General features: G+C 67.5%; 21 protein-coding genes. 10 read left to right on the top strand and 11 right to left on the bottom strand.

The genetic code is table 11. The annotated features are described in order from the left end of the window. The first annotated feature begins 25 nt into the window (after window positions 1–25). The 7 genes from AC3FKG_RS20935 to AC3FKG_RS20905 all read left to right on the top strand — a co-directional run bounded on the left by AC3FKG_RS20935 (window position 26) and on the right by AC3FKG_RS20905 (window position 7,922). A complete protein-coding gene (locus AC3FKG_RS20935) occupies window positions 26–511 on the top strand; it encodes a chemotaxis protein CheW (RefSeq protein ID WP_483712019.1) in 486 nt (161 codons plus the stop codon). After that, a complete protein-coding gene (locus AC3FKG_RS20930) occupies window positions 508–1,752 on the top strand; it encodes a CheR family methyltransferase (RefSeq protein WP_488744026.1) in 1,245 nt (414 codons plus the stop codon). Before AC3FKG_RS20935 ends, AC3FKG_RS20930 begins: the two co-directional genes overlap by 4 nt. 2 nt (window positions 1,753–1,754) lie before the next feature. Next, window positions 1,755–2,447: a chemotaxis protein CheW gene (locus AC3FKG_RS20925; protein ID WP_488744025.1), complete on the top strand. Its 693-nt coding sequence runs from the start codon at window positions 1,755–1,757 to the stop codon at window positions 2,445–2,447. Beyond that, window positions 2,444–4,711 carry a response regulator gene (locus AC3FKG_RS20920; RefSeq protein ID WP_483712022.1) on the top strand — a complete coding sequence of 756 codons (2,268 nt, stop codon included), beginning with the start codon at window positions 2,444–2,446 and terminating at the stop codon, window positions 4,709–4,711. Before AC3FKG_RS20925 ends, AC3FKG_RS20920 begins: the two co-directional genes overlap by 4 nt. Then, window positions 4,708–5,742 (top strand): chemotaxis response regulator protein-glutamate methylesterase, encoded by a 1,035-nt coding sequence (locus AC3FKG_RS20915; protein ID WP_488744024.1) that lies wholly within the window; start codon window positions 4,708–4,710, stop codon window positions 5,740–5,742. Before AC3FKG_RS20920 ends, AC3FKG_RS20915 begins: the two co-directional genes overlap by 4 nt. 82 nt (window positions 5,743–5,824) lie before the next feature. Beyond that, on the top strand, window positions 5,825–6,850 hold the full coding sequence (locus tag AC3FKG_RS20910; RefSeq protein ID WP_488744023.1) for a diguanylate cyclase domain-containing protein: 1,026 nt from the start codon (window positions 5,825–5,827) through the stop codon (window positions 6,848–6,850). A 274-nt stretch (window positions 6,851–7,124) separates the two neighbouring features. Continuing rightward, entirely contained in the window at window positions 7,125–7,922 is a 798-nt protein-coding gene (locus tag AC3FKG_RS20905) for a DUF4397 domain-containing protein (RefSeq protein ID WP_483712025.1), read from the top strand. Window positions 7,923–7,995: 73 nt separating this feature from the next. Here the strand turns inward: AC3FKG_RS20905 and AC3FKG_RS20900 are convergent, their stop codons facing one another. From AC3FKG_RS20900 to AC3FKG_RS20885, 4 genes are all read right to left on the bottom strand, one after another. Then, window positions 7,996–8,292, bottom strand: a complete 297-nt coding sequence (locus AC3FKG_RS20900) for a transcriptional regulator (RefSeq protein ID WP_483712026.1) — start codon at window positions 8,290–8,292, stop codon at window positions 7,996–7,998. A 240-nt stretch (window positions 8,293–8,532) separates the two neighbouring features. Next, complete coding sequence (locus tag AC3FKG_RS20895) at window positions 8,533–10,035, bottom strand: tripartite tricarboxylate transporter permease (RefSeq protein WP_483712027.1); 1,503 nt, start codon at window positions 10,033–10,035, stop codon at window positions 8,533–8,535. 13 nt (window positions 10,036–10,048) lie between these two features. Then, entirely contained in the window at window positions 10,049–10,510 is a 462-nt protein-coding gene (locus AC3FKG_RS20890; protein WP_011299768.1) for a tripartite tricarboxylate transporter TctB family protein, read from the bottom strand. Window positions 10,511–10,914: 404 nt separating this feature from the next. Next, on the bottom strand, window positions 10,915–12,405 hold the full coding sequence (locus AC3FKG_RS20885) for an MATE family efflux transporter (RefSeq protein ID WP_488744074.1): 1,491 nt from the start codon (window positions 12,403–12,405) through the stop codon (window positions 10,915–10,917). A 187-nt stretch (window positions 12,406–12,592) separates the two neighbouring features. Between AC3FKG_RS20885 and AC3FKG_RS20880 the strand changes: the two genes are divergently transcribed. Continuing rightward, window positions 12,593–16,063, top strand: coding sequence for an adenylate/guanylate cyclase domain-containing protein (locus AC3FKG_RS20880; RefSeq protein WP_488744022.1), 3,471 nt, complete (start codon window positions 12,593–12,595; stop codon window positions 16,061–16,063). A 25-nt stretch (window positions 16,064–16,088) separates the two neighbouring features. Then, window positions 16,089–16,703: an HD domain-containing protein gene (locus AC3FKG_RS20875; RefSeq protein ID WP_483712030.1), complete on the top strand. Its 615-nt coding sequence runs from the start codon at window positions 16,089–16,091 to the stop codon at window positions 16,701–16,703. A gap of 35 nt (window positions 16,704–16,738) precedes the next feature. On the opposite strand, the gene AC3FKG_RS20870 is transcribed toward AC3FKG_RS20875, so the two are convergent. Next, on the bottom strand, window positions 16,739–17,785 hold the full coding sequence (locus AC3FKG_RS20870; protein WP_483712031.1) for a patatin-like phospholipase family protein: 1,047 nt from the start codon (window positions 17,783–17,785) through the stop codon (window positions 16,739–16,741). Between the two features lie 237 nt (window positions 17,786–18,022). Here AC3FKG_RS20870 and AC3FKG_RS20865 point away from each other — a divergent pair, with 237 nt between their 5' ends. Beyond that, window positions 18,023–19,450 carry an NAD-dependent succinate-semialdehyde dehydrogenase gene (locus AC3FKG_RS20865; protein WP_483712032.1) on the top strand — a complete coding sequence of 476 codons (1,428 nt, stop codon included), beginning with the start codon at window positions 18,023–18,025 and terminating at the stop codon, window positions 19,448–19,450. 34 nt (window positions 19,451–19,484) lie between these two features. Here AC3FKG_RS20865 and AC3FKG_RS20860 read toward each other — a convergent pair whose 3' ends face one another. The 6 genes from AC3FKG_RS20860 to AC3FKG_RS20835 are packed head-to-tail and all read right to left on the bottom strand — an operon-like array spanning window position 19,485 to window position 25,553. After that, a complete protein-coding gene (locus AC3FKG_RS20860) occupies window positions 19,485–20,708 on the bottom strand; it encodes a DUF2252 family protein (protein WP_488744021.1) in 1,224 nt (407 codons plus the stop codon). A gap of 14 nt (window positions 20,709–20,722) precedes the next feature. Next, window positions 20,723–21,097, bottom strand: a complete 375-nt coding sequence (locus tag AC3FKG_RS20855; RefSeq protein ID WP_488744020.1) for a cytochrome C oxidase subunit IV family protein — start codon at window positions 21,095–21,097, stop codon at window positions 20,723–20,725. Window positions 21,098–21,105: 8 nt separating this feature from the next. After that, window positions 21,106–21,801 carry a heme-copper oxidase subunit III family protein gene (locus tag AC3FKG_RS20850; RefSeq protein ID WP_488744019.1) on the bottom strand — a complete coding sequence of 232 codons (696 nt, stop codon included), beginning with the start codon at window positions 21,799–21,801 and terminating at the stop codon, window positions 21,106–21,108. 17 nt (window positions 21,802–21,818) lie between these two features. Further along, window positions 21,819–22,466, bottom strand: coding sequence for a bb3-type cytochrome oxidase subunit III (locus AC3FKG_RS20845; RefSeq protein WP_483712036.1), 648 nt, complete (start codon window positions 22,464–22,466; stop codon window positions 21,819–21,821). Continuing rightward, on the bottom strand, window positions 22,463–24,220 hold the full coding sequence (gene ctaD / locus AC3FKG_RS20840) for a cytochrome c oxidase subunit I (RefSeq protein WP_483712037.1): 1,758 nt from the start codon (window positions 24,218–24,220) through the stop codon (window positions 22,463–22,465). The genes AC3FKG_RS20845 and ctaD overlap by 4 nt, the downstream gene beginning before the upstream one ends. A gap of 10 nt (window positions 24,221–24,230) precedes the next feature. Continuing rightward, a complete protein-coding gene (locus tag AC3FKG_RS20835; RefSeq protein WP_488744018.1) occupies window positions 24,231–25,553 on the bottom strand; it encodes a cytochrome c oxidase subunit II in 1,323 nt (440 codons plus the stop codon). Between the last annotated feature and the right edge of the window lie 49 nt (window positions 25,554–25,602).

Below are 25,602 nucleotides of genomic sequence, written 5' to 3'. Positions count from 1 at the left end.
CCGTGGGGCGGGAGGCCACGCGCCGATGAAATTGTTCCTGCTGTTCCGGCTTGGCCATGATCACTATGCGATCGATGCCACCGAGGTCGCCGAGGTGCTGCCGCTGACCGCGCTCAAGCAGATTCCCGGCAGCCCTGCCTGGGTGGCCGGCGTGCTGTCGCGGCGCGGGCAGGCGGTGCCTGTGATCGACCTGTGCGCGCTGGCCACGGGCGTGGCGTCGGCGCAGCGCACCAGCACGCGCACGGTGCTGGTCCATTACCGCCGCCGCGAAGGCGAAGGCGATGCGCCGCGCCTGCTCGGGCTGCGCCTGGAGCAGGCCACCGAGACGCTGCGCTGCGCGCCGGAATCGTTCATCGAAACGGGCATCGACACCGGCACGGCACGCTACCTGGGGCCGGTGCGCGCCGATGAACAGCGCGGCCTGGTGCAATGGGTGCGGGTCCACGCCCTGCTGCCCGACGATGTCCACGCCATGCTGTTCGACGCGGCGCGGGACGCGTGCCTGCCATGAGCACGGCCACCCATATCGAGGCCTTGCTGAAGGCGCGCATCGGGCTGGATGCGCGCTCGATCGGCCCCGGCGCGCTCGAACGCGCGCTGCGCGAGCGCCAGGCCGCGTTGCAGGCGCATGATGTGGCGGCCTACTGGAACCTGCTGCACAGCCACCCCGACGAGTTCCAGGCGCTGATTGAAGCCGTGGTGGTCCCCGAGACCTGGTTCTTCCGGCACCGGGAGGCCCTGGTGGCGCTTGGGCGCTTTGCGGCCGAGCGCGTGTTCGGCGACCCCACGCGGCAGATTCGTGTGCTGAGCCTGCCCTGCGCGAGCGGCGAAGAGCCCTATTCCATCGCCATGGCCCTGCTCGACGCCGGCATTGCACCCGCGCGTTTCCGCATCGACGCGCTGGATATCAGCGCCCGCGCCCTGGCGCGCGCACGTGCCGGCCTCTACGGCGGCAATGCCTTCCGCGGCGCCGCGCTCGATTTCCGCGACCGCTACTTCAAGCCCTGCCCGGGCGGCTTCGCACTGGACGCGCGGGTGCGCGAACTGGTGCAGCCGCGCCTGGGCAACATTGTCGACCCCGACCTGCTGGCCGGCGAGGCGCCCTACGACTTCGTCTTCTGCCGCAACCTGCTGATCTATTTCGATGCCGACGTGCAGCGGCGTACCGTCCAGACCCTGGCCCGGCTGACCGCGAGCGACGGCATGATCTTCGTGGGCCCGGCCGAAGCCAGCCTGCTCAGCGCGCAAGGGCTGCAGTCCGCCGGCGTGCCGCTCGCCTTCGCGTTCCGCAAGTCCCCCACGGAGGAAGCACGGAGCGTGCGCCCGATCCAGCGCAGCACCGCGCTTGCGCCGGCGCCTGCCCGCATGCCGCCGAGGCCGGCCAGGCTTCATGCACGCCCCACGCCGGCGCTGCGCAAGCCCGCACCGCCTCGCGTCGCCGAGCCGGCCGATGCGCTCGCCAGCATCTCGGCGCTAGCCGATCGCGGCGAACTGGACGCCGCCACCGCGGCCTGCGAAGCGCTGATCGCCAGCCAGGGCCCGAGCGCGGATGCCTGTTGCCTGCTGGGCGTGCTCCATGACGCCGCCGGCCGCACGCCGAGCGCGCGCGACGCCTATCGCCGCGCAATCTATCTCGACCCGGGCCACCAGGAGGCCCTCTATCACCTGGCCGCGCGGCTCGAAGCCGAGGGCGACCACGCCGGCGCCGCGCGCCTGCGCCAGCGCGCCCAGCGCCATACCCGTACCGGCTAGCCATGGCTGACGACCTGACTCTTTCCGCCAACACACCTGTCGACAGTACGCCTGTAGACGACTGCTGGCGCCGCATCGGCGTGCGGGGCGACGGCAGCTGCGCGCTGCTGGCCACGCACGTCCATTGCCGCAACTGTCCGACCTATTCCCGCGCGGCCACGGTCCTGCTCGATTCACATGCCATGACCCGGTTGCCCGACGCACCGGCCGACCGCGAACCGGATGCGGCGTCGTCCGGCACCGGCCTGTCCTGCCTGGTGTTCCGCGTCGGCGAGGAATGGCTGGCCCTGCCCACCGAGGCCATTGGCGAAGTCACCGCGCCGTGCCCCGTGCACTCGCTCCCGCATCGCCGCGACGCCGCAGTGCTGGGGCTGGCCAGCGTGCGCGGCAGCCTGCTGGCCTGCCTGTCGCTGGCCCGGTTGTTCGGCATGGACGAGGCACCCGATGCCCAGGCGAACGCGCGGCACGGACAGCGTTTCCTGGTGCTCGGCCAGGGCCGCGGCGCCATCGCCCTGCCGGTGGCCGAAGTCAGCGGCGTGCGCCGCGTGCCCGGCAGTGCGCTGCGGCCGCTGCCGGCCACGCTGGCGCGGGCCTCCACGCGCTACAGCCAGGCCTTGTTTGAAGACCAGGGCCGCAGCGTCGGCCTGCTGGATGCCGCGCTGGTGCGCCAGGCACTGACCCGGAGCCTGGCATGAACCCCGACCAGTTGCGCGACGCTTCGCTGCTCGAACTGTTCGCGCTCGAAGCCGAATCCCAGGCCGAGGTGCTCAATGCGGGCCTGCTCGCGCTGGAACGCGACCCCGCCGCCGCCAGCCAGCTAGACGCCTGCATGCGCGCGGCGCATTCCATCAAGGGCGCGGCGCGCATTGTCGGGCTCGATGGCGGAGTGCACCTGGCGCATGCCATGGAAGATTGCCTGGTGGCCGCACAAGCCGGCATGGCGCTGAGCGCCGCGCATATCGATGCGCTGCTGCAAGGCACCGACCTGCTGCAGCGGATCGGCCAGCCGCCTGATGGCGACCCGGCCTGGGCCGACCGCCAGGGCCGCGCCGAGATCCTCGCCGTGGTGCAACGCTTGCAGGCGTTGCCGGGCGGAGAAGGCGCGTCAGCACCGGTTGCGGCGGAGCCGCCAGTTGCGTCGGCCGACGCCGAGCCCAGCCCCGCCGCGCCGCCCCAGCCAGCCGTGCCACCGGGAGCCGCCCCGGAATCGCACGAGCGCATGCTGCGCGTCGGCGCCGAGTCGCTCGACCAGTTGCTGGCGCTGTCGGGAGAGGCCATGGTGGAATCGCACTGGCTGCGCCCGTTCGGCCGGGCCATGCTGCAGGCGCGCCGGCAACAGGCGCGCGCGCTGCAGGCCCTGGACACACTGAGCGGCGCGCTCGCGGGCAGCGGCGCCGACGCCAGCGCCATGGCCGCTCTGTCCGATGCGCGGCAACTGCTGGCAGACGGCGCGCAAGACCTGTCGCAGCGGCAGGAAGAGCTGGACCAGTACGAGCACCGCACTGCGCGGCTGGCGCGGCGTCTCTACGACACCGCGCTGGCCTGCCGCATGCGCCCGCTGTCCGACGGGTTGGCAGGTTACGCGCGCATGGTGCGCGATCTTGCGCGCTCGCTCGGCAAGGCAGCGCACCTGGAACTGGTCGGCGCCGGCACGCAGGTGGACCGCGACATCCTCGAGGCTCTGGATGCGCCGCTGGCGCACTTGCTGCGCAATGCCGTGGATCACGGCATCGAGCCGTCCGCGGTGCGCGTGGCCGCCGGCAAGCCCGCCGAAGGACGCATCCTGCTGCAGGCGCGGCACAATGCCGGCCGGCTCGTGATCGAGATCGGCGACGACGGCGCGGGCGTGGATCTCGAATTGCTGCGCCACGCGATCGTGCGGCGGCGCCTGGCGAGCGAGGACACCGCCGCGCGGCTGTCGCAGGCCGAGCTGCTCGAGTTCCTGCTGCTGCCGGGCTTCAGCCTGCGCGAGACCGTGTCCGAAGTCTCGGGCCGCGGCGTCGGCCTGGACGCAGTGCAGGAAATGGTGCGCCGCGTGCGCGGCAGCCTGCGCCTGGCGCAGCCGCCCGGGGGCGGCCTGCAGTTCCACCTGGAGCTGCCGCTGACGCTGTCGGTGGTGCGCGCGCTGCTGGTGGAAGTAGCCGGCGAAGCCTATGCGTTCCCGCTGGGCCACGTCCTGCGCGCCGCCACGGTGGCCCGGCAGGACGTGGCGCAGACCGAGAGCCACCAGCATTTCCGGCACGCGGGCCGCGCAGTCGGGCTGGTCAGTGCCGCGCAGGTCCTGCAGCGCCCGGAACGCGCGCTCGACGGCGACGAGATTCCCGTCGTCATCCTCGGCGAACAGGACCGCGTGTACGGCATTGCCGTCGACCGCATGCTGGGCGAACGCCTGCTGGTGGTGCAGCCGCTCGCGCCGGCGCTGGGCAAGATCAAGGATATTGCCGCGGGCGCCCTGACCGATGACGGCACGCCGGTCCTGATCTTCGACGTGGATGACCTGCTGCGCTCGGTCGAGAAGCTCGTCAGCGACGGACGCATCGAGCCTGTACGCCAGGCAGGTATGGCCGCCACGCAGGCGCGGCGCAAGCGCGTGCTGGTGGTCGACGACTCCCTCACCGTGCGCGAGCTGGAGCGCAAGCTGCTGGCCGGGCGCGGCTACGACGTGGTGGTCGCCGTGGATGGCATGGACGGCTGGAACGTGCTGCGCGCCGAGCCCTTCGACCTGGTCATCACCGATATCGACATGCCGCGCATGGACGGGATCGAACTGGTCACGCTGATCCGCAAGGAGCCGCGCCTGCAGCAGTTGCCGGTGATGGTGGTGTCGTACAAGGACCGCGAGCAGGATCGCCAGCGCGGCCTGGAGGCCGGCGCGGATTACTATCTGGCAAAAGGCAGTTTCCATGACGCTGCGCTGCTCGATGCGGTGCACGACCTGATCGGCGAGGCAACTTCATGAGAGTCGGCATCGTCAATGATTCGGCGCTGGCCGTGGCCGCGCTGCGCCGCGCCATCGCGCTCGATCCCGCCTTCGAGATTGCATGGGTCGCCGGGGACGGCGAACAGGCGATCCAGCTCGCGGCTTCGCACCCGCCCGACCTGATCCTGATGGACCTGTTGATGCCGGTCATGGACGGCGTGGAGGCCACGCGCCGCATCATGGCGGCCACGCCGTGCCCGATCGTGGTGGTTACCACGGACCTGGGCCGCAACGCCAACCAGGTGTTCGACGCCATGGGGCATGGCGCCATCGATGCCGTGGACACACCCACGCTGACCGAATCCGATGCCAGGCTGACCGCCGGCCCGCTGCTGCGCAAGATGCGCAATGTCAGGCGGCTGGTGACGGGACGGGTGGCACCGCGTCCAGCCGTGGCCGAAGTAACAGGCCGGCCGGCAGCGTCGCGCCTGGTTGCGATCGGCGCCTCGGCCGGCGGCCCGGCGGCGCTGGCCACGCTGCTGTCCGCCCTGCCCGCGGATTTCTGCGCGGCCGTCGTGGCCGTGCAGCATGTCGACGAAGCCTTCGCACCCGGCATGGCGGAATGGCTCGATGGACAGTGCGCGCTGCCGGTGCGCGTAGCCGCCGCCGGCGAAGTGCCGCAGGCCGGCACGGTCCTGATCGCCGGCACCAACAACCATCTGCGGCTGCTAGGGTCAAACCGCATGGCCTATACCGAGCAGCCCAGCGATTATCTCTACCGCCCCTCCATCGACGTGTTCTTTGAAAGCGTGGTGGAGCATTGGCGCGGACAAGCCATTGGCGTGCTGCTCACCGGCATGGGCCGCGACGGCGCCAGCGGGTTGAAGGCCATGCGCGACCAGGGTTGCCTGACGATTGCGCAGGACCAGGCCACCAGCGCCGTCTACGGCATGCCCAAGGCGGCGGCGGCCATCGGCGCCGCCAGCGAGATCCTGCCGCTCGCGGCCGTTGCGCCGCGCCTGGTGCAGGCCTGCAGCCACCTGTGGCCGGCTCCGAGCCGGGCACTGTAGCGAAGACAACAGAGAAGACGACACAAGATCGCCGATGCCTCATCCAGGAACATTTTGGGGTCGAGCCATCCGGGAAGCCAGCATGCAAGAACTCGAGAACCACGCCATCACCGACACTACCCCAGCGCACACCTATCCCGTCATGGTGCTGCTGGTGGACGACCAGGCCATGATCGGCGAAGCTGTCCGCCGCGCCCTGGCCTCCGAGCCCGACATCGATTTCCACTACTGCGCGACGCCGGACGACGCCGTGGCCGTGGCCGAGCGCACCCGCCCCACCGTGATCCTGCAGGACCTGGTCATGCCCGGCGTGGATGGCCTGACGCTGGTGCGCCGCTATCGCGACTACGCCGCCACGCGCGATATCCCGATCATCGTGCTGTCCACCAAGGAAGAGGCGGCGACGAAGAGCGCGGCCTTCGCCGCGGGCGCCAACGATTACCTGGTGAAACTGCCGGACAGCATCGAGCTGATCGCGCGCATCCGCTATCACTCGCGCTCGTACCTGAACCTGCAGCAGCGCGACGAGGCCTACCGCGCGCTGCGGCAAAGCCAGCAGCAACTGCTCGAGACCAACCTTGAACTGCAGCGGCTCACCAACTCGGACGGCCTCACTGGATTGTCCAATCGACGCTATTTCGACGAATACCTGAACGCCGAGTGGAAGCGGGCCCAGCGTGACAAGAGCCAGCTCGCCCTGCTGATGATCGACGTCGATGCGTTCAAGGCCTACAACGATACGTACGGGCACGTCGCCGGCGATGATGTCTTGCGGCGCGTCGCCGCCGTACTGCGCGACAACTGCTCGCGGCCCACGGACCTGCCCGCGCGCTTCGGCGGTGAAGAGTTCTCGATGATTCTCCCTTCGACTTCGCCCGGCGGCGCGCGGCTGCTCGCGGAAAAAGCGCGGCGTGCGGTTGAAGCGCTCGGCATCGCCCACAACGGGCTGGGCGCGGGCGGCAGCCTGACTGTCAGCATCGGCGCGGCGGTGCTGGTGCCGGAAGAGAACCAGCCCAGTAGCCGGCTGGTCGAAGTGGCCGATGCGGGGCTGTACGAGGCCAAGAGAAATGGCAGGAACCAGGTGGTGATGGCCTGGCCCAAAAGCTAGCCCCAATTCGGGATACGGTGTCGTGCGCCGCCAGTCACGACAGCGCCTCGCATACCGTCCCATCCCCTTCTCCTGTGGGAATCCTCCGACACCGGTTTCGGATACCTGCGGCTGCCTCCGCTGAAAGTTCCTTTCTATCGTTGCAATAAGGCCACCTGACTCGCGAAACGGCGTCAACGGCCTGAAGGGCATCCCCTGCCCTATGCAGCCGCCGCAACGCCGCGGCCGTTCCTGGCACTCGCCCCAAACCAACGCAACGGAGAGAGGTGATTTTATGTTCCGCTCAAGAAAAACCAGTCTTATCCTTGGCCTCGCGATCGCAAGTGCGGCAGTCCTGTCTGCCTGCGGCGGAGGCGGTGACGACGGCATTGCCGCCCGCGTCGGCCTCAGCAAGCCGACGGTCCGCCTGATTCATGCCATACCGGGCGGCCCGAACGTCGACATCTTGCAGAACGGCGTGAAAACCAATCTGCTGAACGAGCCCTACAAGTTCGTGTCGACCTATCGCACGGTCGACGAAGGCAACCAGCTGTTTGCGTTCAACGTGGCCGGTACCAATACCGAGTTGGGGCATACGACCATCAACACCCATACGGGCCACAAGTACACGGCAGTTGCCATGCCAGGCAGCGAAAGCGCGGCGGACGTGATACAGATCGATGATCCGTTCGAAGTGGGCCTGTTCTCGGACAAGGCGCGTGTCAGGGCACTGAACGCATCGTTCAACGCGCAGAACGTGGACATCTACGTGACCGTGCCGGCGGTTGACCTGAACTCCGTCGGCCCGACGTTCTCCGCCGTGGCATTCAAGTCCGCGGTACCTGCATCGGGCCAGGACTCGATCAGCCTGAACGGCGGCACCTACCGGCTGCGCATCACCACGGCTGGCAGCAAGACCGTGATCTTCGATTCGGGCACGCTGACGCTGGCCAACAATGCCGACTGGCTGATCACCACGCTTCCGGTGGACGGCATCAAGGCTACGCTGCCGAACCGCATCAAGGTGCTGGTCGCGCGCGGCGACGACGAATCGCAGGCTGGCCTGGAACTGGTGACCCAACCGAGCCAGTAATTCTTCAACGCCAGGCTGCAATGCAATGGGCCCGCGAAAGCGGGCCCATTTTTCTTGTGTGGACGTAGCTGTCTCAGCCGTCGGCACCGCCATCCCGCTTGAGGATATCGAGATGGGACAGGTAGCGATCCAGTTCGTCGCGGCCGCTGTCGGTGATGCAGTACACCCGGCCGCTGCCCTCGACCAGTTCGGCCGTGATCGCACGCGCGATCATCAGGCTGCGCAGGATCGGGCGCAGCGAGCGGATGTTCAGTTCGATGCCGTACTCGCGCAGCCGGTCGACCAGGTTCATCACGGTCGAAGGACTTGCGTGGACGAGCTTGAGGATGAAAATCCGGGAAAGGACCCGGTCAAGGGAAAACGGTTTCATGAGCGCCGGCGAAGCTCCCACCCCACGACACCGGAATGCTGGGATCCGGTGAAGGGCCGGAGCGGAGTTCCTGTTCATCTTGCGCGGCCCATGACTGCTGCCGCAGTCGGGCACTCTCTACTTCTGCGAACTTCGCGCAGCGCAGGCTGCGCCGCAAGAAAATACGGGGTGCACGAAGGCACCCCGAATACTTGCTTGATGCACGCCGCAGCGAGACGGCGTGGTTCCGGAGCGCCGGGGCTACTCTTCCTGGAACGCTTCTTCGCGCTTGGCCTTGATCGACGGCAGGGCCACCACCGCGACCAGCGCCGCAGCGGCGATCAGCAGGCCCATCGACAGCGGACGGGTCACGAACACGCTGAAGTCACCACGCGAGAGCAGCAGCGAACGGCGGAAGTTCTCTTCCATCATCGGTCCCAGCACGAAGCCCAGCAGCAGCGGCGCCGGTTCGCACTTGAGCTTCAGGAACAGGTAGCCGAGCACGCCGAAGCCAGCCGCCATGAAGACGTCGAAGGTCTGGTTGTTGACCGAGTACACGCCAATGCCGCAGAACACCAGGATCGCCGGGTACAGGAAGCGGTACGGCACGGTCAGCAGCTTCACCCAGATACCGATCATCGGCAGGTTCAGGATGATCAGCATCAGGTTGCCGATCCACATCGAGGCGATCAGGCCCCAGAACAGCGCCGGGTTGCTGGTCATGACCTGCGGGCCGGGCTGGATGTTGTGGATGGTCATCGCACCCACCATCAGCGCCATCACCGCGTTGGGCGGAATGCCCAGCGTCAGCAGCGGGATGAACGAGGTCTGTGCCGCGGCGTTGTTGGCCGATTCCGGACCCGCCACGCCTTCGATGGCGCCCTTGCCGAACTCATGCGAGTACTTCGAGGTCTTCTTCTCCAGCGAGTACGCCGCGAACGAAGCCAGTGCCGCACCACCGCCCGGCAGGATGCCCAGCGCCGAACCGAGCATCGTGCCGCGCAGCACGGCAGGCGCCATGCGCTTGAAGTCTTCCTTGGTCGGCCAGAGATTGGTGACCGCGTCGGTGAAGGTTTCGCGCGATTCCTTCTGCTCCAGGTTCGCGATGATTTCCGCGAAACCGAACATGCCCATGGCCAGCGCGACGAAGTCGATGCCGTCGGTCAGTTCCGGCACGTCGAACGAAAAGCGCGCAGCGCCCGAGTTCACGTCGGTACCGATCAGGCCCATCAGCAGGCCCAGCACGATCATGGCCACGGCCTTCGGCAGCGAACCCGACGCCAGCACCACGGCACCGATCAGGCCCAGCACCATCAGGGAGAAGTACTCGGCGGGACCGAACTTGAATGCCAGTTCCGACAGCGGCGTGGCAAACGCGGCCAGGATCAGCGTGGCCACGCAGCCGGCGAAGAACGAACCCAGGCCCGAAGTCGCCAACGCCACACCCGCGCGTCCTCGCCGCGCCATCTGGTAGCCGTCGATGGTGGTTACCACCGACGACGATTCACCGGGCAGGTTCACCAGGATGGCGGTGGTCGAACCGCCGTACTGGGCGCCGTAGTAGATACCGGCCAGCATGATCAGCGCGGCCACCGGCGGCAGCGTGTAGGTCACCGGCAGCAGCATGGCGATGGTGGCCAGCGGCCCCAGGCCCGGCAGCACGCCGATCAGCGTACCCAGCACGCAGCCCAGGAACGCGTAGGCGAGATTCTGCAGCGACAGCGCCGTCGAGAATCCCAGTGAAAGGTGTTCAATCAATTCCATCTCGGCGCTCCCCTTAACCGGTGATGAATGCAGGCCACACCGGCATCTGCAGGTTGATGCCGTACACGAACGCGCCCAGGCTGATCAGCACCAGCACGACGCTGTTGAGCAAGGCGCCCTTCCAGCTGAACTCGTGGCTGGCCATCGACGACACCAACACCAGCACGAACACGGACAGCACCATGCCGAGCGGCTTCAGCAACAGGCCGAACAGCACCACGGAACCGAGGATCCACAGCAGGGTCTTCAGGTCCCAGCGTGCGAGATGGTCTTGCTCGCCCTTGCTCGACAGCGACGAGATCAGCACCAGCGCGCCGAGCACGGCGAGCACCAACCCGAGCAGGAACGGAAAGTATCCGGGGCCCATTTTCGCGGCGGTTCCCATGGAATAGCCGCGTGCGACCCAGGAAAAGCCCAGACCGACCAGAATAAACATCAGGCCGGAGGCAAAGTCCTTTTGGCTACGTATGCGCAAAACGATTCTCCTCAAAGTTCACGAATGCTGCCGGTGTCGCGCGCTGGCTCTGCTGCGCGAATTGCTGCATGCAAGCGCATGCCCCGACGGTGACCGGAACCTTAAAGAGGCGATCTTTCAGCCGCCTTTCAGTTGTCTTCAATTAGGGGTATTCACCAATGCGCCACGCATCAGACAGGCGTGTCCATGCGAATGTGCATGCGCCCCAATGCATCACGACATGATGTATTAGCGCCAGGCTGGACGGCGTGGAAAGGGAGAACTACGACGGCGGGACGCGCGCCATTGCCATGCGGCATCGACGCGGTTTGAGGAAGGCATTCTGGCGCACGCGGACGAACGCGCCCGTTACCGCAAAGTCGGCAACGGGCGCAACGATGCCATGCCGATCTTTCGATTGCCTTTCAACGCACGGTTTCGACGGTACGGGGCGGCGCTTCATCCGCTTCGGATACCTGGCCCGCGTCTTCGCAGGGCGTGCCCATGCTGGTGTCGGGGGCCTGCCCCACCGCTTTGGGTGCATGGGCCGACACCGGCAGCATATGGCTGGTACGCCAGTTGCCGAAGCGGTAGTAGCCCACCGCCAGCACGACCGACACCACCGATCCCAGCGGAAAGCTCCACCAGATGGCGTCCGCGCCCCAGCTCTTGCCCAGCGCCCACGCGAACGGAAGGCGGATCACCCACATCGACAGGAACAGGATGACCAGCGGCGCCATCACGGCGCCGGTGGCACGCACCGTGCCGAAGATCACGATGGTGAATCCGAACAGGATGAACGACCACAGCACCACGACGTTGATCTGCCGCGCGATGCCGATGGCCACGTTGTCGGTGCCGAGGAAAAGCCCCAGCGAATTGCGGTCGAACAGGTAGACCAGCCCGACCAGCGCGCCGGTCATCGCCAGGTTGAACAGCATGCCCATGCGCGTGATGCGCGTGACGCGGTGCCAGAGCCCCGCACCGACGTTCTGCGCCACCATGGACGACACGCTCGCACCGACCGCCAGCGCCGGCATCTGCACGTAGGTCCAGAGCTGCGATGCCACGCCGTAGGCCGCAGTGGTCTGCGAACCGTATGCATTCACCAGCGACATCATCACGATTGCCGACGACGAGATCACCACCATCTGCAGGCCCATCGGCAGGCCCTTGGCCACCAGCGAGCGGATGATGGCCGGGTCCGGCCGCAGCAGCCCCAGCTGCTCGCGATGCAGCAGCAGGAAATGTCGGCGGCGGTAGAGCAGAGCGATCATCGCGGCCAGGCTCGTGAGCTGCGCGATCAGCGTGGCCAGCGCCGAGCCCGCAATGCCGAGCGCTGGCAGCGGGCCGACGCCGAAGATCAGCACCGGGTTGAGCACCACGTCGAGCACCGCGGACAACAGCATGAAGTAGAACGGCGTGCGCGAATCGCCGGCGCCGCGCAGCGTCATCATCACGAAGTTGTAGAAGTACATGAACGGCAGCGCGATGAAGATGATGCGCAGGTACGTCACTGCCAGCGGCGCGGCGTCGTGCGGCGTCTGCATGGCCGCCAGGATGTCCGGCGTAAAGATGTAGCCGAACACCGACGCCGCCACGGACAGCAGCACGAAGAACGTGGTGCTGGTGCCGACGATCTTGCGCGCCTCGTCCAGGTCGCGCCCGCCGACGGCCTGCCCGATCATGATGGTGTTGGCCATGCTGATGCCGAACACCACGCCGAGCAGGAAGAACAGGATGATGTTGGCGTTGGACGTCGCGGTCAGTGCCGCCTCGCCGAGGTAGCGCCCGACCCAGACGGAGTTGATCGAGGCATTGAGCGACTGGAGGATGTTGCTGCCGAGCACCGGCAGCGAAAACAGCAGCAGCGTGCGGCCGATGGGGCCGGTGGTCAGTCTGGCGTCAGGCTTCATGTCGTCCTTGTGTCGCGCGTCCATGCGTCGCGTCCATGCGTCATCCCGGCTCGAGGCGGTCAGCCTGCCAGCATACGCGATCCCGACGCCGCGCGTTGCCGCCTTGCCAACGGCCCGGATCGCGCGTCTAATGGATCGGAGCCGGAATGCGCCGGAATGCGCCGGGCCACGGCGCGCAGGAGGCGATATGCGCTGCACAAATTGCGGGTTCGAGAACCTCGCAAAGGCCAACTTCTGCGAGGAGTGCGGCGCCGTGCTGGCACGGGCCTGTCCCCAATGCGGCGAGCCCGCCGGCCCGATGACGAAGTTCTGCCGCGGCTGCGGCGCCTCGCTGGCCGGTGCTCCGGCCGGGCGGCCGTCCGTGCCGGCGCCGGCCACCCCGCCTGTCCAGTACACGCCACCGCACCTGGCCCAGCGCATCCTTGCCGAACGCGCGGCCATGGAGGCACGCGGCGATGCCGAGGGCGAGCGCAAGACCATCACCGCGCTGTTCGCCGACATGGCCGGCTCGACCGCGCTGACGCAGGACCTGGACCCCGAGGAAGCGCGGCGCCTGATCGACCCGGTCGCCACGCTGATGATGGAGGCCGTGCACCATTACGAAGGCTATGTCGCCAAGTTCCTGGGCGACGGCATCCTGGCCCTGTTCGGCGCGCCCATCGCGCACGAAGACCACGCGCTGCGCGCGCTGTACGCGGCACTGCGCATGCAGGAGGCGATGCGCCGCCACAGCGACCGCGTCCGCCTGGAACTGGGCATTCCGTTGCAGATCCGCGTCGGCATCCACACCGGCGAGGTCCTGGTGCGCTCGATCCGCAAGGACGACCTGCACACGGACTATGACCCGGTCGGGCACACCATCCACATCGCCTCGCGCATGGAAGGCGTGGCGACGCCGGCGTCGATCCTGATCAGCGAGTCGACCCACAAGCTCACCGAAGGCTACTTTGAGTTCAAGCCGCTCGGCACCACGCATGTCAAGGGCGTGCGCGATCCGCTGGCCGTCTACGAGGTGCTCGGCCTCGGGGCGCTGCGCACGCGCCTGCAGGTCGCGGCGCACCGCGGGCTGGCCCGCTTCGTCGGCCGCCAGACCGAACTGGAGCAACTGCACGCGGCGCTGGAGCGGGCCAGGGCCGGCAACGGGCAGATCGTCGGCGTGGTCGGCGAGGCCGGCGTGGGCAAGTCCCGCCTGTTCCACGAATTCAAGGCCAGGTCGCGGCAGGGCTGCCTGGTGCTGGAGACCTTCTCGGTATCGCACGGCAAGGCCTTTGCCTACCTGCCGCTGATCGAGCTGCTGAAGAACTACTTCCAGGTCACCGCGCAGGACAACGACCGCGGCTGCCGCGAAAAGGTCACCGGCAGGCTGCTGACGCTGGATCGCTCGCTGGAGGTGCATCTGCCCTACCTGCTTTACCTGCTCGGCAGCAGCGACCCGGATTCGGCGCTGCCGACCATGGACGCCACGATCCGGCGCCAGCGTACTTTCGAAGCCATTGCCCAGTTGCTGGTGCGCGAGAGCCAGAACCAGCCGCTCGCGCTGATCTTCGAGGACCTGCAGTGGCTCGACAGCGAGACCGAAGGCTTTCTCGACATCCTGGTCGACCATGTGCCCGCGGCGAGCATCCTGCTGCAGGTGAACTACCGGCCCGAGTATGCGCACGACTGGCATGCGCGCGGCGCCTACACGCAGCTCCATCTGGAGCCGCTGGGCCCGGCCGAGGCCCAGGGCCTGCTCACCGCGCTGCTGGGCGACGATCGCAGCCTGGTCCCGCTGAAACGGCTGATCCTCGACAAGACCGAAGGCAACCCGTTCTTCATGGAGGAAGTGGTCCAGACGCTGAGCGAGGAAGGTGTGCTGCTGGGGCTGCCCGGCGACTTCCGCATCGAACAGGCGCCGGCCCTGCTGCACATTCCGACTACCGTGCAAGGCGTGCTGGCCGCGCGTATCGACCGGCTGCCCGTGGCGCAGAAGGACCTGCTGCAGACGCTGGCGGTGATCGGCAAGGAATTCCCGCTGGGGCTCATCCGCCGCGTCACGCAGCAGGACGACGAGGCGCTGCGCCCGCTGCTGGCCGCGCTGCAGGCCGCCGACTTCATCTACGAGCAGCCGGCTTTTCCCGACGTGGAGTACGCTTTCAAGCACGCGCTGACCCAGGAGGTCGCCGGCCACAGCCTGCTGACCGAGCGGCGCAGCGCACTGCATGAACGTACCGCGCTGGCGATCGAGTCGCTGTTCCAGGGCCGGCTGAAGGACTACTGCGGCGAGCTGGCCCACCACTACAGCCTCAGCGGCAACGTGCCGAAAGCGATCGAGTACCTGCAAGGCGCGGGCGAGCAAGCCGTGCAACGCTCCGCCCTGCCCGAGGCGATCGGCCACCTGAAGCAGGCCCTTGCGCTGCTCAAGCGGCTGCCCGACACGCCTGAACGCGTGCGGCAGGAGCTGTCCCTGCTGCTGACGCTGGGGCCCGCGCTGATCGCCACGCGCGGCCAGGCTGCCGACGAAGTGGAAGCCAACTACCGGCAAGCGCTCGCGCTGTGCGAACAGGGCGAACAGGGCGAACAAGGCGAAGCGGGCAAAGGGGGCAAAGGGGGCAAAGGGGGCGAACCCACGGCGCAGGTCTTTTCCGCGCAGCTCGGGCTATGGGCGTTTTACCAGCTGCGCGCGCAATACAACGTGTCGCTGCCGCTCGGCGAGCGGCTGCTTGGCATGGCCGAGCGCTCGCACAAACCCGACCAGCTCGCCGAGGGCCATCGCGTGCAGGGGTCCACCACGTTCCGTCTGGGCCAGATCAGCGTCGCCCGCGACCACATGGAGCAAGTGCTGGCGGTGCAGCCAGCCGACCAGTCGTCCTATGATTTCCTGCTTGGCTACGGTCGCGACCCCACCGTTCACGCCATGGCCACGCTGGGCTGGATCCTCTGGTACCAGGGCCTGCCGGACCGGGCGCGGGTGCGCTCGCTCGAAGCGCTGGCGCTGGCCCGCCAGCGTCCCGACGCCTTCAATCTGGCGCTGTGCCTGGTCTTCGCGGCGGAGGTGCACCTGTGCCGGCGTGAAGTGCAGAAGGTCGGCGAGTTTGCCGAAGCCGCCATCGCCATCTCCGGCGAACAAGGCTTTCCGATCTACCTGGCCTGGGGCACGGTGCTGCAGGGCTGGGCCGTGGCCGAGCGTGGCGACCACCAGGCGGGCATCGCGCAGATGCGGCAGGGTCTCGACGCCTATGCCGCGACCGGCGCATCGCTGGCAAGGCCGAGCCTGCTGGGGCTGCTCGCCGATGCGCACGGCATGGCGGGTGAATACCGCGCCGGCCTGGCGCTGCTCGACGAAGCCATGCCGCTTGCCGAGCACACCGGCGAACGGCTGGACGCGTCCACGCTGCTGCGCCTGAAGGGCGAACTGCTCCTGGCCGGGTCCGACCATGGCTGGCTGGCACGGGAAGAGGCCGAAGCCTGCTTCCGCAAGGCCGTCGCCATTGCGCACGAGCAGGGCGCCAGGTCGCTCGAGTTGCGCGCCGCGCTGAGCCTCGCGCGGCTGTGGCAACAAGAGGACAAGCCCGATGCCGCGCGCCAGGTACTGGCTGGCGTCTATGGCGCCTTCCGCGAAGGCTTCGAAACGCCCGACCTGCAACAGGCCAAGGCCTTGCTCGACGAGGTCGGCTGAACCGGCGCCGCCGCGAAGGAAGCCCATGAACCGGTTCCAGGCCCGCTTCGAGTCCCTGTGGTCGCGCTGCGGCGGCCAGCGCGCGCACGACACCTATGCGCAACTGTGCGGGCATTACTCGGGGCCGGGCCGCTACTACCACACGCTGTACCACGTGCGCCGCTGCCTGCGCGACCTGGACTGGGCCTGCGCGCAGGTTCCCGATGCCGACGCCGTGGAACTCGCGCTCTGGTGCCACGATGTCATCTACGTGCCGGGCGCGCGCGACAACGAGGCGCGCAGCGCCGACTGGTTCCTGCGCTGCGCCGACGGACGGATTGCGGGCGCCGACGCAATTGCGGCCATGATCCTGGACACCACGCACACCGGCGTTCCCGACGGGCTGGCCGCTTGCTATGCGGTCGACATCGACCTGGCGACGCTGGGCAGCCACGGGGCACGGTTCCGCCGCAACGGGACGCTGCTGCGCGCCGAGCGCGCCGACCTGGACGACCTGGCCTACGATGCGGCCGAACGCAAGTATCTGGGCCGCCTGCTGGCCCGCCCACGCCTCTACCTGACCGACCTGTTCCACGACCGCTATGAAGCGCGCGCCAGGCACAACCTGGCGCTGCGGCTGGCTCAGCCGGTGCCCGGCTGACGGACTGGCGTGCTGACGGACGTGTTGCGGCGCGCTCAGAGGAATTCGCCGCTGATATCCACGCTGGATCGCTGCCCGACCAGGTCATAGGTGCGCTCCAGCCAGGTGCCGGCATGGTCGCGGCCCTTGTCGCGCAGGTAGCAAAGGAACTTCCAGTCCGCGTTGTACTTGCTCGACACGCCGAGCGCGGCCATGGTCTCGTCGTTGCGGACCGAATGGATGCGCATCTCCTTCATCTCGGCCCGGTCGACCTTGCCTTGCTGGATCAGCGAGGTCACGAAGGCAATGGCGCGCATCTCGCGCATCAGCGACGAGTTGAAGCTGACCTCGTTGACGCGGTTGAGGATGTCGGCAGCCGTCCTGGGCACGCCCGGGCGCACGATCGGGTTGATGTGGACGATCACGACATCGTTGGTCTTGCATTGGTAGATCAGCGGGAAGATGGCCGGATTGCCGACATAGCCGCCGTCCCAGTAATGCTGGCCGTCAATGACCACCGACTGGAACAGCGTCGGCAGGCAGGCGGAGGCCAGCACGGCGTCGATCGACAAGTCCGCCCCGGAGAAAATGCGGATCTTGCCGGTTTCCACGTTGGTGGCGCACAGGAACAGATGGCACGGGCCTTCCCGGCGCAATGCCTCGAAATCCACCTGGCTGGCCAGGACGTCGCGCAGCGGGTTCATGTTGTGCGGATTGAACTGGTACGGCGACATCAGGCGCAGCACCATGTCGGCCATGGCATACAGCGGCGAGTTGTCCAGGCCGAAGCTGTGCCCGCCCTTCATCCACGGCACCCAGCGGAACGGGCTGTAGCGTTCGGCCGAGCGCGCGATGGCGAGCCAGAAATCATGCAGCGCCTGGCGCGCCCCGTCGGGTCCGCCCTTGAGCATCCCGCAGGCCAGCACGGCGGCGTTCATGGCGCCGGCGCTGGTGGCGCTGATGCCTTCGATCTCCAGCCTGCCGTCCTCGAGCAGCCGGTCGATGACGCCCCATGTAAAGGCCCCGTGCATGCCGCCGCCCTGGAGCGCCAGCGCGATGGGTTTCCGTTCACCGCTGGCACGCTTGCCCGAGTTTCCATCCATGGCGTGGCTCCTGGTATGCGGCCGGGGGCACTAGGGAACCCGTGCGGCCTTTTTCGTAAAGTGTAGTGAAGATGCGGCCCCATCGCGGCCGCTTTGCGCATGGACGCGCTAGTACTTCCCCGCCCAGGGAGTCGGCCGGATCGCCAGCACGATCGGCGCCGACACGTTAAGCTAGCGGACTTGGCAGCGCACCCACGCACCGCCGGAATGTCCCACACGACCACCAGGAGAACACGCATGTACCAGGATCTTGCCCTCTATATCGACGGGGAATTCGTCAAGGGCGGCGACCGGCGCGAGCAGGATGTGCTCAATCCCGCCACCCAGGAAGTCCTGGGCAAGCTGCCGCACGCCAGCCGCGCCGACCTGGACCGCGCCCTGGCCGCGGCCCAGCGCGCCTTTGAAAGCTGGAAGAAGACTTCGCCGCTGGAACGCTCGAAGATCCTGCGCCGCGTGGGCGAACTGGCCCGCGAGCGCGCCAAGGACATCGGCCGCAATATCACGCTGGACCAGGGCAAGCCGCTGGCCGAGGCGGTCGGCGAAGTGCTGGTCTGCGCCGAACATGCCGACTGGCACGCCGAGGAATGCCGCCGCATCTACGGCCGCGTGATTCCGCCGCGCCAGCCCAATGTGCGCCAGATCGTGGTGCGCGAGCCGATCGGCGTGTGCGCGGCCTTCACGCCGTGGAATTTCCCGTTCAACCAGGCCATCCGCAAGATCGTGGCGGCGGTGGGCGCGGGTTGCACGCTGATCCTGAAGGGGCCGGAAGACTCGCCCAGCGCCGTGGTCGCGCTGGCGCAGCTGTTCCACGATGCCGGCCTGCCCCCGGGCGTGCTGAACATCGTGTGGGGTGTGCCAGGCGAGGTCTCGACCTACCTGATCGAATCGCCGATCGTGCGCAAGATCTCGTTCACGGGTTCCGTGCCGGTAGGCAAGCAGCTGGCCGCGCTGGCCGGCGCGCACATGAAGCGCGTAACCATGGAACTCGGCGGGCATTCGCCGGTGCTGGTGTTCGACGACGCCGATATCGAGCCGGCCGCCGAGATGCTGGCGCGGTTCAAGCTGCGCAACGCGGGCCAGGTGTGCGTCTCGCCGACCCGTTTCTACGTGCAGGAAAAGGCCTATGACAAGTTCCTGGCCCGCTTTACGGAGGTGATCGGCTCGATCAAGGTTGGCGACGGGCTTGAAGAAGGCACGCAGATGGGCCCGCTCGCGCATGAGCGCCGCGTGCTCTCGATGGAACAGTTCCTGGACGATGCCAGCCAGCGTGGCGGCAAGGTCGTGGCCGGCGGCTCGCGCCTCGGCGACAAGGGCTACTACTTCGCCCCCACCGTGGTGACGGACCTGCCGGACGACGCCAGGCTGATGGTCGACGAGCCGTTCGGCCCGGTGGCGCCGGTGACGCGCTTCAAGGACACGGCCGAGGTGCTGCGCCGCGCCAACAGCCTGCCGTTCGGCCTGGCGTCGTATGTCTTCACCAACTCGCTGAAGACCGCGACCGAGGTCTCCAACGGCCTGGAGGCCGGCATGGTCAACATCAACCATTTCGGCATGGCGCTGTCCGAAACGCCGTTCGGCGGCATCAAGGACTCCGGCATCGGCAGCGAAGGCGGCATGGAGACCTTCGATGGCTACCTCGTGACCAAGTTCATCACGCAGGTCTGAGTCCCCGTCCTTCTGTACGGCCTGCCTGGATGGCTTATCGGGCGCCGTTGGCGGATTCGCTGACGGCGCTGCCCCTGGCCTTGCGGTAGTCCTCCGCGTAGGCCTTCCACTGGGCCAGCGACACGGCATGGCCATGCCGTGCCAGCCGCAGCGCCCCTTTGCGCCAGCGCGTGCCGGCCGCAAATTCCTGCAGTTGCTCGATACGGTCGGCCGCGTGGTGTCCGCAGCCGCGCAGGTGCGCCCACGCCGCGGCATGCGCCATGGTCGCGAGCACTTCGCGCAGCGACGAGAAACTATCGCAGTGCGCCAGGTTGACCCGGTCCGCGGTCGGCTGCAGGCTTTTCACCAGATACGACGCCTTGCCCTTGTCCACCGACGATAGCAGCGCGGGCGATGCCGCCTGCATGATCGTCTGGGTGGCGGCCACGCGCCCGGCATCGCTGCTCCAGCGCGGTTGCGCGCGGTTCGGCAGGTCCTGCCAGGCGGACGGCGCCGCGCGCTTGATGTCGATCAGGCGCGGCATGCCGCCGGCGCGTTCGTCGCGCGCCAGCACCACGTAGCGTTCCAGCCCCAGGCTGCCGATGCCGGCCACGCGACGCGCCACGTCTTCGGCGCGGAAGCGGTGGCCGTGCGACTGGCCGGAGTAGGCGTCCAACACCTGCAAGGCCCGCTTGCGGTCCCTGGTGTCGGCGGGCAAGGCGTGCCGGCCGTCGCAGATCAGCCGCTGCTGCCCCTTGCGCGTCTCGGCGCGCTCCGCGACCAGTTCGCCGCGGCGGCGGCGCTTGACCCGCCGCAGCAGCGTGGCCACCATGCCGGTCGCCGTGGCGCGCTCCAGCCAGCGCGGCTTGCCACCCTCCAATACCGCCGCATACTCGGACAGCATCGCCTCGCAGGCGCGCTCCGCGTCCTCGTCCGAGAGGCCGATCTGGCCGGCCGCCACCAGCACGCTGGACAGCACGCGGATCACGTCCACGGTCAGCGGCGCGACCAGCGCGTCGTCGAAGTCGTTCAGGTCGAAGTAGACCAGGCCGTTGTCACCTTTGAAGCTGCCGAAATTCTCCAGGTGCAGGTCGCCGCAGACGTAGGTGGTCGGCGCGTCGAGCAGCGCGTCCGCATGGCCCAGCGATGCCACGTACAGGTGATTGGTGCCGCGAAAGAAGGCGAACGGGTCGGCGGCGATGGCGGCCAGTTTGCGCGTGAAGCGCTCGGGGTCGCGGCCCTGGTTGAAACGCAGGATGGCTTCGGTGGCAGGATGCATGCGTGCGAGGAGGATCAATGGAAGAAGATACCGCGCGTCAGGAACGTGTAGTTTGCCTCTTCCGCCATCAGCCCGACAAGCACCAGCAGGCACAGTGGCGGCACCAGGATCGCGCAGATCAGCGCCATGCGCTCCCAGGCCATGTGCATGAAGACGGCGACGATCAGTCCAGCTTTCATCACCATCAGCAGCAGGATCAGGGTCCAGCGCAGGTAGCCGGTGAAGCCCACGTAGTCCACCATGTACGACAGCGTGGACAGCACGAACAGCAGCAGCCAGATCTTCAGGTAGAGGCTGATCGGATGTTGCTGGCCAGTGTGGGCGGCGTCGTCGGGGCCGTGCGCAGCGCTGGGAGAGGCAGGAGAGGCGGGAGTGGGAGTCGAAGCCATGGCAAGCCTCACCAGAGGTAGAACAATGCAAAGATGAAGACCCAGACCAGGTCCACGAAGTGCCAGTACAGGCCCGCGATCTCCACGATCTGGTAGTTTCCCGAGGCTTCGTAGCGGCCCCGCAAGACCTTGGTCGCCACGATCAGCAGGTAGATCACGCCACAGGTCACGTGAAAGCCATGAAAGCCCGTGATCATGAAGAAGGTCGATCCGAACTGGGCCGCGCCCATCGGGTTGCCCCACGGACGCACACCTTCCTGGACAATCAGCTTGGTCCACTCGAAGGCTTGCATGCTGACAAAGGTTGCGCCGAGCAATGCGGTCGCCAGCATCAGCAGCGCGCACTGGCGGCGCTGGCGCCGGTAGGCGAAGTTGACCGCCATCGCCATGGTGCCGCTGCTGGTGATGAGCACGAACGTCATGATCGCGATCAGGAGCAGCGGCACGTCGTGGCCACCGATACGAAGGCCGAAGACTTCGCTGGGATTGGGCCAGGGCACCGTAGTTGCCATGCGCACCGTCATGTAGCCCGTCAGGAAGCAGCTGAAAACGAAGGTGTCGGACAGCAGGAAGATCCACATCATCGCCTTGCCCCACGACACCTTGAAGGCGCGCTGGTCGGATGACCAGTCCGCCACCAGGCCGCGCAGGCCCGAGGCAACGGCAGCCGGCACGGCAGGCTGCGATGAGACGTTCGAAGACATGGGGTCTCTCCTCCGCGCTACGCGGTGCCGCAGACATAGCGCACGATCTCGGGCGTGAGCCAGCCCAGCGCGGCCAGCAGGACCACCCAAACCGCGAGCAGGAAATGCCAGTACCGGGCGCACAGCACCATGCGCAGCACGGCGCCTTCACCGCTGCCCCGGAATCCGGACGCGTAGGCCCAGCCCGCGAGGCCGCCGAGCACGTGCAGCCCGTGCATGGCCGTCAGCAGGTAAAAGAAGCTGCCCGCCGGGTTGCTCGCGGGACCGACATGGGCGGCCTGCAGCGCCTCCCAGGCCCATAGCTGCGACGCGACAAACGCCGCCGCGCCCACGCCGCCCAGAAGCAGCGCCTGCCGCGCCCCGGCCATGCGGCTCGCGCGCGCCAGTCGCACGGCCGCCTGCATGGCCACGCTGCCTGCCGCAAGCAGCGCGGTGGACAGCCATACCTGCCACGGCAGCGCAATGCGCTGCCAGTCAGGGCTGTCCATGCGCATGGCATAGGCGGTCAGGAACAGCGCGAACAGCACCGTGACCACGCCCATGAAGATCCACAGCCCGATGCTCGCGGGCGCACGGCGGGCGTGCTCGTCGCGGGTGTGGCCGCCGCCCGACGGATTGCCGCCGAAGTCGTCGCGGCTGACTTTGTAGACCGCATCGGCGTTCATGCCACGGCTCCACGTCTGGGGTGCGGTTCAGGCTCGGCGCCGCCGGCCTCGGGCGGCGCATTCTGCGCGATGAAGTCCTCTTTCGCGCCCGGCACGCTGTAGGCATAGGCCCAGCGATAGGCCACCGGCAGGTGCGGCCCCCAGTTGCCATGCGCGGGCGGCGTCTGCGGCGTCTGCCATTCCAGCGACGCGGCGCGCCACGGGTTGCCGTCCGCCTTGCGCCCGTGCCAGACGCTCCAGGCCAGGTTGAACACGAACAACAGCTGCGCCGCCGCCACGATGAAGGCCGCGATCGAGATGTACATGTTCATCACGTGCGCGGATTCCGGGATGAACGCGTAGTTCTCGTACGCGTAGTAGCGCCGCGGCATGCCCAGCACGCCCAGGTAGTGCATCGGGAAAAAGATGGCGTAGGTGCCGATGAAGGTGACCCAGAAATGCACGCGGCCGAGGGTATCGTCCAGCATGCGCCCCGTCACCTTGGGATACCAGTGGTAGATGCCGCCGAACACCACCAGGATCGGCGACACGCCCATCACCATGTGGAAATGCGCGACCACGAAATAGGTGTTCGACAGCGGGATGTCCACGCTCACATTGCCAAGGAACAGCCCCGTCAGCCCGCCGATGACGAAGGTGCTGATGAACGCGATGGCGAACAGCATCGGCACCGTGAAATGGATATCGGCTCGCCACAGCGTGAGCACCCAGTTGTAGACCTTGATGGCCGTGGGAATGGCGATGATCAGCGTGGTGGTGGCGAAGAAGAAGCCGAAGTACGGGTTCATGCCGCTCACGAACATGTGGTGGGCCCACACCACTACCGACAGCACGCCTATCGCCAGGATGGCCCACACCATGGTGCGATATCCGAAGATGCTCTTGCGCGCATGCACGCTGACCAGGTCCGAGACGATGCCGAAGGCCGGCAGCGCGACGATATACACCTCCGGATGGCCGAAGAACCAGAACAGGTGCTGGAACAGCAGCGGGCTGCCGCCCTTGTAGTTGAGCTGCTGGCCCATCGACACCATCGCCGGCATGAAGAAGCTGGTGCCGAGCGTCCGGTCGAGCAGCATCATCACGGCCGAGACGAACAGCGCCGGAAACGCCAGCAGCGCCAGGATGGTCGCCATGAAGATGCCCCACACCGACAGCGGCATGCGCAGCAGCGTCATGCCTTCGGTGCGCGCCTGCAGCACCGTGGTGACGTAGTTCAGCCCGCCCATGGTGGCCGCTACGATAAAGATCGCCAGCGACACCAGCATCAGGATGATGCCCCACTCATAGCCGGGCGTGCCGGGCAGGATCGCCTGCGGCGGATACAGCGTCCAGCCGGCGCCGGTCGGGCCGCCCGGCACGAAAAAGCTGGCCAGCAGCACGAGCACCGACAGCAGGTAGACCCAGTAGCTGAGCATGTTGAGGAACGGGAACACCATGTCGCGCGCGCCCACCATCAACGGGATCAGGTAGTTGCCAAAGCCGCCGAGGAACAGCGCGGTCAGCAGGTAGATCACCATGATCATGCCGTGCATGGTGACGAACTGGTAGTAGCGGTTGGCGTCGATGAAATCGAACTTGCCGGGGAACCCGAGCTGCATGCGCATCAGGTTGGACAGCGCCACGCCCACCAGCCCCACCACGATGGCCGTGATGGTGTACTGCACGGCGATCACCTTGTGGTCCTGGCTCCAGACGTAGCGGGTCCAGAAGCTCTGCGGTCCGTGGTGGCCGGCATCATCGGCGTAAGCCATGCGTTTCTCCTCACTTCGTCGCCCTGGGCGAGGCGGTCGGCGGCACCACGGCGGCATTCGATGTCGTGTACGTGCCGGATGCCGACGATGCCGCCTGCGAGCTGGTCTCGGCCGCCGCGGTGCCCCCCGTCGGTGCTCCGGCCGACGCCGACTCCGGCGGTGCAGCGCCCGTGCCGGCGCCGCTGCCCTGCGCGCGGATATAGGCCATCACGGCGCTTAACTCCTCTTCGGTCAGCGCTATCTTGGGCATGACCGGGCCGAACCCCTTGACCAGGCGAGCTTGCGGATCGGTGATTTCCTCTTTCAGGAACGCATCGTCGACCGGCGCGGTGCTGCCGTCGGAGAATGTTTCGGTGCGCCCATACAGGCCCTTCCACGTCGGTCCCACGCCAGGGTTGCCGTCAATGCTGTGGCATCCCGCGCATCCCTTGCTCTGTGCCAGCGCGTGGCCTTTTGCCGCCAGTGCCGCGTCGGCGCCGCTGGCCACCCCGGCCGGCGCCGGCGGCGATGGCGCTGCCGCCTTGGCGAGCGTCATCGCAAAGGTTGGCTGCTTCGCCAGCCATGTGTCGAAGGCGGCCTGGTCCTCCACCACCACCATGCCGCGCATGTTGTAGTGGCCCACGCCGCAGAGCTGCGCGCACAGGATTTCAAAGCGCCCCGCCTGCGTCGGCGTGAACCAGAACGAGGTCACCATGCCCGGCACCATGTTCATGCGAGCGCGAAACGGCGGCACGTAGAAGTCGTGCAGCACATCGCGCGAGCGCAGCAGCACCTTGACGGGCCGGTTCAGTGGCAGGTGCACTTCCGGGCCGCTGATGACGACGTTGTCCTGCCCGCGCGGATCGTCGGGATTGAGGCCCAGCGGATTGGTGCCGCTGATGAAACGCGGGTCGGAGGTGCCAAGCTGGCCGCTCTTGCCCGGAAAGCGAAAGGCCCATTGCCACTGCTGGCCGATGACTTCCAGCACCATCGCGTCGCGCGGCGGGCGCACGTAGTCCGCGTACACGAACAGCCCCGGGGCGAGCAGCGCCATGACGCCGAGCGCGGTACCGACGGTAAGCCAGAGTTCCAGCTTGCGGCTCTCGGGATGGTAGCTGGCGCGATGCCCGTTGTGCCCGTTCTGCCGCGGCGCACCATGACGGAAGCGCCAGACGATGTAGCCGACGAACAGGTTGATGACGATGAAGAAGATGCCCGTGATGACCAGGGTAATGGTAAGCGTGTCGTCCATCTGCTTCCAGTTGGACGCCAGCGGGGTCGCCCACCACGGGCTCAGGAAATGAAAGAGCACCGAAGCGACGACGATGACTACGAGTGCGATGGCCATCGCCATATCCACCCTCCTCCTCGCACGTGCGAGGGATGCGGAAGTCACGCAGGGT

The organism is Cupriavidus sp. 22TCCZM04-2 (assembly GCF_057798895.1).
This window is presented reverse-complemented; position numbering and strand designations above follow the sequence as displayed.

Coding starts and splice junctions, on each gene's coding strand:
- AC3FKG_RS20935 (WP_483712019.1), top strand. CDS start 26: ATGAAATTGTTCCTGCTGTTCCGGCTTGGCCATGATCACTATGCGATC.
- AC3FKG_RS20900 (WP_483712026.1), bottom strand. CDS start 8,292: ATGAAACCGTTTTCCCTTGACCGGGTCCTTTCCCGGATTTTCATCCTC.
- AC3FKG_RS20915 (WP_488744024.1), top strand. CDS start 4,708: ATGAGAGTCGGCATCGTCAATGATTCGGCGCTGGCCGTGGCCGCGCTG.
- AC3FKG_RS20875 (WP_483712030.1), top strand. CDS start 16,089: ATGAACCGGTTCCAGGCCCGCTTCGAGTCCCTGTGGTCGCGCTGCGGC.
- AC3FKG_RS20860 (WP_488744021.1), bottom strand. CDS start 20,708: ATGCATCCTGCCACCGAAGCCATCCTGCGTTTCAACCAGGGCCGCGAC.
- AC3FKG_RS20920 (WP_483712022.1), top strand. CDS start 2,444: ATGAACCCCGACCAGTTGCGCGACGCTTCGCTGCTCGAACTGTTCGCG.
- AC3FKG_RS20885 (WP_488744074.1), bottom strand. CDS start 12,405: ATGAAGCCTGACGCCAGACTGACCACCGGCCCCATCGGCCGCACGCTG.
- AC3FKG_RS20930 (WP_488744026.1), top strand. CDS start 508: ATGAGCACGGCCACCCATATCGAGGCCTTGCTGAAGGCGCGCATCGGG.
- AC3FKG_RS20910 (WP_488744023.1), top strand. CDS start 5,825: ATGCAAGAACTCGAGAACCACGCCATCACCGACACTACCCCAGCGCAC.
- AC3FKG_RS20905 (WP_483712025.1), top strand. CDS start 7,125: ATGTTCCGCTCAAGAAAAACCAGTCTTATCCTTGGCCTCGCGATCGCA.
- AC3FKG_RS20865 (WP_483712032.1), top strand. CDS start 18,023: ATGTACCAGGATCTTGCCCTCTATATCGACGGGGAATTCGTCAAGGGC.
- AC3FKG_RS20880 (WP_488744022.1), top strand. CDS start 12,593: ATGCGCTGCACAAATTGCGGGTTCGAGAACCTCGCAAAGGCCAACTTC.
- AC3FKG_RS20925 (WP_488744025.1), top strand. CDS start 1,755: ATGGCTGACGACCTGACTCTTTCCGCCAACACACCTGTCGACAGTACG.
- ctaD (WP_483712037.1), bottom strand. CDS start 24,220: ATGGCTTACGCCGATGATGCCGGCCACCACGGACCGCAGAGCTTCTGG.
- AC3FKG_RS20850 (WP_488744019.1), bottom strand. CDS start 21,801: ATGTCTTCGAACGTCTCATCGCAGCCTGCCGTGCCGGCTGCCGTTGCC.
- AC3FKG_RS20895 (WP_483712027.1), bottom strand. CDS start 10,035: ATGGAATTGATTGAACACCTTTCACTGGGATTCTCGACGGCGCTGTCG.
- AC3FKG_RS20870 (WP_483712031.1), bottom strand. CDS start 17,785: ATGGATGGAAACTCGGGCAAGCGTGCCAGCGGTGAACGGAAACCCATC.
- AC3FKG_RS20845 (WP_483712036.1), bottom strand. CDS start 22,466: ATGAACGCCGATGCGGTCTACAAAGTCAGCCGCGACGACTTCGGCGGC.
- AC3FKG_RS20835 (WP_488744018.1), bottom strand. CDS start 25,553: ATGGCGATGGCCATCGCACTCGTAGTCATCGTCGTCGCTTCGGTGCTC.
- AC3FKG_RS20855 (WP_488744020.1), bottom strand. CDS start 21,097: ATGGCTTCGACTCCCACTCCCGCCTCTCCTGCCTCTCCCAGCGCTGCG.